The sequence below is a fragment of the Microcoleus sp. Aus8_D2 genome, assembly GCF_036702665.1.
GTDB lineage: Bacteria > Cyanobacteriota > Cyanobacteriia > Cyanobacteriales > Microcoleaceae > Microcoleus.
In genome coordinates, this window is the sequence record NZ_JAUBUN010000012.1 from 155,717 (window position 1) to 162,315 (window position 6,599).

At 49.8% G+C, this 6,599-nt stretch carries 2 protein-coding genes and 1 pseudogene; 1 reads left to right on the forward strand and 2 read right to left on the reverse strand.

The genetic code is table 11. The features are described from left to right. Nucleotides 1–101: 101 nt before the first annotated feature. Together QUB64_RS12595 and QUB64_RS12600 are read right to left on the reverse strand one after the other, a co-directional pair. Nucleotides 102–656: an RNA-guided endonuclease InsQ/TnpB family protein gene (locus tag QUB64_RS12595; RefSeq protein ID WP_333343243.1), complete on the reverse strand. Its 555-nt coding sequence runs from the start codon at nucleotides 654–656 to the stop codon at nucleotides 102–104. 4 nt (nucleotides 657–660) lie between these two features. Beyond that, nucleotides 661–1,260, reverse strand: a pseudogene (locus QUB64_RS12600) (RNA-guided endonuclease InsQ/TnpB family protein); the annotation flags it as partial. Between the two features lie 1,338 nt (nucleotides 1,261–2,598). On the opposite strand from QUB64_RS12600, the gene QUB64_RS12605 reads away from it, so the two are divergent. Beyond that, nucleotides 2,599–6,599, forward strand: a 4,001-nt coding sequence (locus QUB64_RS12605) for a DUF4347 domain-containing protein (protein WP_333343241.1), incomplete at its 3' end; no start/stop codon positions are given.

The following is a 6,599-nucleotide window of genomic DNA, read 5'->3' on the forward strand; positions in this document are numbered from 1 at the left end:
GCAACTTTAGGCAAACTCCAAACCCTGATAGTCGTAAGTCATTCCCAATTCTCAAATCTCCAATGCTCCAATGCTCCTATCGTATAACCGTTCTGAAAAACTTACCCAGAGCTACCCAAATCTCGACTTAACTGGACATGAGTAATTTTGGTGTTAACTTCCTGTTTCACAGTAGCGACAACATGGCTATTGTCGGGTTTGTCTACTCCGCAGGCTGACGCGGTGGAACTCACCGCCCGATCCGAACGTTCTGGGACAAAAATACCTTCAAACCAACGTTCTATGTTTCTCGCCGCATTCAAATCTCTGTCTTGAACATTGCCGCAATCAGGACAGACGTAGACACGATTCTTTAAGGGCATTTTGTGTCGATATTTGACGCAGTGGGAACAAATCTGCGAACTAGGGAAGAATCTATCTACGACTATTAGCTTAGATGAAAACTTAATCGTTTTGTATTCTAATTGCCGCTTAAATTCGTACATCCCACAATCAGAAATTGCTCCGGCTAATTTGTGATTCTTCAGAAACGCTTTAATATTCAAGTCCTCAATCTTAATCTCGCTGTGGTTTTTAGCAAGATAATTGGTCAGCTTGTGTATGGCGTCTTTTCGGATACTTGCTACTTTAACATGGAGTTTGCTCAGTTTCTTAATCGCTTTAGCACTTCTGCTTGGAGCCTTTGACTTTACGACTTACGTCCCGCTGTTTGCGCTTGAGCTTTTGACTCATTCGTCGGTAAGTTTTGGGATTGGCAAAGACTTTGCCGTCTGAGCAAACAGCAAGTTCTTTAATCCCGATATCAACACCAACAACCGGACGGCTTGTTGCAACTTCTGGCAATTCAACTTCGTATTTTATGGCAATAAACCACCTATTGGCGGTGCGACTAATTACGCAATTGTGAACTGCTGTCAGCGGCAATGGTTCGGCAAGTTTTACCCATCCAATAGAGGGCAATTTGACTCGCTTGCCATCGTTATTAATTCCTGGCTTGGCTATGGTTCCTGATTCTAGGTAAAAGGAATCTTTTTGTCCCTTTTTCTTGAATCTAGGTTGCTTAGATATTTTTTTGAAACACCTGTCCCAGGCTTGACGCAAGTCTCCTAATGCTTTTTGTGGGACATTTTTATTGGTTTCATAGTACCAGTTATTTACTGATTTTACTTCGGCAACCAACTGTTTGTGCAAGTCAATGGCTGATGGTATTTTGAGTGTTTTGTCTGATTCGCGTTGTTTGAGCAAATCTTGAATCAGGGCGTTCCCCCAGTTGTAACTATGTCTGGCAACGCAGCCATGCTTTTTTGAAAGCTGTAATTTGCTTGTTGTTTGGGATTAATGCCGTTCGGAAACTTAAAAGCATTGATTCGACCTTTCAATGTGTGGTACAAGTAGATTAACCTACATATACAGGTGGTGTCAATGCCTTTTCAGAAACACAATACATACGGCGCTCTCAAACGACTTGCGCGACCAACAGACAAGGCGGTTATTGCGTTTAGGGGGTATGAAGGACAGAAAGAGAAACTCAAAGCTATCCCTGATTGGCAAGAAAGGCTGAGATTGTTTGTTGACCAATTAATTGAGGAAGAGGGACAAACTGGGTAGTTTTGGGTAGACATGGGTAGAAATTAACTTTCAGTCCACAACCCTAGTGTTTGAAAGCATTTTTTGCGCAAATCTGGTGTTCGATTCTCAAATTCTGCGCGAGCTTCAGTAGACTCCAATTGCCAGCATTCGCTCTCCATAACAGGAAATGCATCTGCGTTAATCAGCTTTAATCTGCGGTTTCCTCGAATTGTATCAAAGATTTATGCAATTCAACTCTACTGTCTTTCGCTGCGGAAACTCTCTCAGTCAAATCATAGATTAGTGCAACTTGTCAACCCCTCTGGTATTAACTTGCCTTACATTATGTGAAGTTTTGTATGTTTTAGTGGTCGTTCTGAGAATTTTTGAGATGAATCCGCTCTAAGTTAATCTGGCAGCGATGTCAACTGCCACAAGTAGTAAATCGAATCTAAAATCAAAATTTTTCCAATTCTGGGAAACCGATTTTTTCAGTGGATTTACGGTGAACATTCAACCCAAAATCACACATACAACTGTACCGAGCACTGTCGCGTTACCGGAATTACTGCCTTTTTTTCAGGAATGCGTAAGTAATGGGCGATCGCAATCTCAAGGTTAGAGAATATTTTATTTTGAAATATATTTTTTTTACTGGCGCAGTCAAAGCCAGAAAACGCTTGCGTATCTATGAGTTGCGGTGATTGGTTACCTAGGGCGACGCGCCTGGAGGGCACAGCACTCCCCGTCCCATTCTTCCCTAAAATCTCAACTTTCAAAAAATACGTAAGTATTATTTTTTTTATATAGATTTAATTATAATAAATTTATATTTGGGTGTTTATCGAATTTTATCAATGGGGGTAGGTTAAAAGTAGATAACTAAATCAGCCAACCATGAAAACGATCCCCAATATGTCGAATTTGTCAGCCGTGAAAACACCCAAATATACAAACTTTGCCACGAAAAACAACTTATTTTTTCCAAAAGCAAACTCTACAGCAGATGCTGAATCGAAAACATATGTAGTGGTTGTTGACTCCCGAGTAGCAAACTACGAGCAGTTGATCGGCGGAGTCAAACCGGGAAGCGAAGTATTAGTGCTCGATCCCACCAGAGATGCGATCGAACAAATCACCGAAATTTTGGGTCAGCGCCACAGCATCAACAGCCTGCACATAGTTTCTCACGGCCGAGAAGCAGCAGTAGAAATCGGCCGCGCAGAACTGAATATTGAGAACCTAGAAACCTACAGCAGTCAATTGCAGCAGTGGGGAACAGCCCTCGGCTCGCAAGGCAGCATTTTGCTTTATGGCTGTAACGTAGCTGCCGGCGAATCCGGCATTAAATTCATACAAAAACTCAGCGAATTAACCGGAGCAAATATTGCCGCTTCCCACAACCTAACTGGGAGTGCAGCACTAGGCGGCGACTGGGAATTAGAAATTACCACAGCACAAATCGATGCCGAACTAGCCTTTAAACCAGAAGTCTTAGAAACCTACAATCATGTCCTCGGAACTTTAGTTACCGAAAGCTTTCAAAATCCCACAGCATTAGGGCCTTGGATCTACGGAACTAGCGGCGGTGCAATTCAACCGGGATTAACCTCAGGTAGCGGCCCCGGCATCATTCCCAGTTTAGGGCTGGGCGATCCTCCGGGCGGTGGCGCTTTGAGATTAACATCGAATGCGATCTACCAAGCAGCTTTTGTCATCTACAACAACCCTGTTTCTTCGGCTGATGGCCTCAGAGTTGTCTTTGATTTATTTGCCTATGACGGCACCGGTGCCGACGGCGTTAGTTTCTTCTTAATTGACGGAGCTGCTACACCAACTCAAGCAGGTGGATTCGGCGGTTCTCTCGGTTATGCTCCCAACAACAGTTCCAGTATACCGGGGATTGTCGGAGGTTATTTAGGTGTTGGATTTGACGAATATGGCAATTTTTCCAACCCCACTGAAGGGCGTTTAGGTGGCCCGGGATCGATACCTGATGCGGTAGGAATTAGAGGCAGCCAAACCGGAGGATATCAGTTTTTAACTAACAATGTAATTCCCGGCGGCATAGATAATCCTACCGTTACCGATCGCACTATTGCCAAAAAAAGAGTTCAAATTACATTACAACCGTCTACTCCCACAACACCCAGCCGTTTTTTAGTTGACGTTGACTTAAACGGCGACAACTTATTTAACGGCCCGGGCGAAAGCGCGATCGACATCCCAAATTTGGCTGCTGTGAATGGCACAATTCCGCCGACTTTCAAATTTGGTTTTGCTAGTTCCACAGGGGCAGTGACCAACATTCACGAAATTCGCAATCTCAGCGTTGAGACTGTGACAGAACCTACAATCTCCGCCGACATTGCCACGGTTAAAACCGGCCCCGCATTTGCCATACCCAACAGCAGTATTACTTACACCATTACTTCCACCAATAACGGGCCAAACGACGCTACAAACGTCCTGATTCAAGATCCCCTGCCTCCGGGCTTAACTTTCAGCAGCGCCGATAACGGTGGCATTTTCAACCCGACAACGCGGGCTGTCAGTTGGCCGGTGATTCCGACTCTGGCCAACGGTACCAGCGTTACCCGCAGTATTACCGTGACTGCACCTGCCACAATCGGATCGGTAACTAACCTGGTATTTAGCAGCAGCAGCACATTCGATCCCAACCTCATAAACAATAGCGGTGAGGGGCTAGCATCTCAAGCCACAACTGCGATCGTAGCTGCTACAGCCGACATCATCACCTCAAAAACAGGCCCGACAACAGCCGCGGCCGGATCGACCGTCACCTATACAATTACCTCACAAAACAGCGGGCCGAGCAGCGCCACCAACGTAACGGTAACAGACGCTTTGCCCGCCGGCTTAACCGGAGTTACAGCCTCCGACGGGGGCAGTTACAATCCTGCCACAGGTGTTGTCACTTTCCCGGCGATCGCAACTTTGGGCATCGGTGCCGCTAACGCCGTCACCCGCACAGTCAGCTTCAGTACCCCAAATACCGGCACTGTCATCGACATTGCCAGGAGTACAGCCGAAACTCCCGATCCCAATAGTGACAACAACAACGGCACGGCTGCGATCGCCCAAGTCAGCACCACCATAACTTCCAGCGCCGACGTAGTTACCACCAAAACCGGCCCGGCATCTGTCACGCCCGGAGCCACTGCCACTTATACCATCACCGCCCAAAACGCCGGCCCCTCGGCTGCCGCCAATGTTTCCATCACCGATACCCTGCCTCTGGGCTTAACCGGAGTTACAGCCTCCAACGGCGGCACTTACAACCCTGCCACAGGTATTGTCACCTTCCCGGCGATCGCAAGTTTGGCAAGCGGGGCCGCCAACTCCGTCACCCGCACAGTCAGCTTTCCAGCGCCCGCCAGCGGCACCGTCGCCAACACGGCTAGAAGCACCTCCGACACCCCCGATCCCAATACTGCCAACAACAACGGCACGGCTGCAAACGCCCAAGTCACCACCACCATCACTCCCAGCGCCGACGTAGTTACCACCAAAGCAGGCCCGGCATCGATCGCACCGGGGGCCACTGCCACTTATACCATCAGCACCCAAAACGTCGGCCCCTCGGCTGCTACCAACGTCGTCATCACCGATACCTTGCCTCTAGGGTTAACGGGAGTGACAGCCTCCAACGGTGGCATTTACAACGCTACGACAGGTGTTGTCACCTTCCCCGCGATCGCAACTCTCTCCAGCGGGGCAGCCAACGCCGTCACCCTCACTGTCAGCGTTGTTGCTCCCGCCAGCGGCAGCGTTGTCAACACTGCCAGAAGCACTGCCGGCACCGCCGATCCCAACAGTGACAACAACAACGGTACGGCTGCGAACGCTCAAGTCACTACTGCGATCGTTCCCGCGAACCAACCTCCGGTAGCCAACAACGCCAACAACACGATCGCACCCAGCAGCACCGTTTTACTGACCGGATTGGGAGGCACAGATCCCGACGGGACGATCGCCTCCTTCACCATCAACACCCTACCGCCAGCAGCCCAAGGAACGGTGTTTCTGGGCAATCCCGCCAACGGCGCCGTCGCCGTCACAGCGGGTCAAACTCTCACACCAGCTCAGATCGACCAATTATTTTTCCAAGCGACCAACTCCTTTGCCGGAGCCAGCTTCACCTACAGCGCTACCGACAATCTCGGCCTCACCAGTCCCGGCACCGCTACCGTCTCTGCGGTGCTGCCGACACCCAACAAACCTCCTGTAGCCAACAACGCCAACATCAGCCTACCTCCGAACAGCACAGCCAACATTGTAGGACTCGGAGCAACCGACCCCGACGGAACGATCGCCTCCTACACAATCAACACCCTGCCGACAGTCGCTCAAGGGCTGCTATTTTTAGGCAATCCCGCCAACGGCGGCGTCGCCGTCACCGCAGGTCAAGTTCTCACGCCCGCTCAAATCAATCAATTATTTTTCACATCAACAGGCACTTTTACCGCAGCCAACTTCAGCTACAGCGCCACCGACAATCAAGGCGCTACCACCCCCGCCAGCGCTAGCGTTGCCGCCATCATTCCAGTACCCTCGCCAACACCCGCCCCCGTCAACAAACCTCCGGTTGCCAATACTGTCAACAGCGCCCAGCAGCCCAGCAGCACCGCTTTATTGACCGGATTGGGAGGCACCGACTCCGACGGGACGATCGCCTCTTTCACAATTAACACCGTGCCACCAGTCGCTCAAGGGCTGCTATTTTTAGGCAATCCCGCCAGCGGCGGCGTAGCGGTGACACCCGGCCAAGTTCTCACTCCCGCACAGCTTGGGCAACTATTTTTCCAAGCCACAGGCAGTTTTACGGGAGCCAATTTCAACTACAGCGCCACGGACAATCTAGGCGCCACCAATGCCGCTACCGCAACTGTAGCGGCTATCCCCCTGCCAGTGCCGACACCCACTCCTGCACCAGTGCCGACACCCACTCCTGCACCAGTGCCGACACCCACTCCTGCACCAGTGCCGACACCCACTCCTGCACCAGT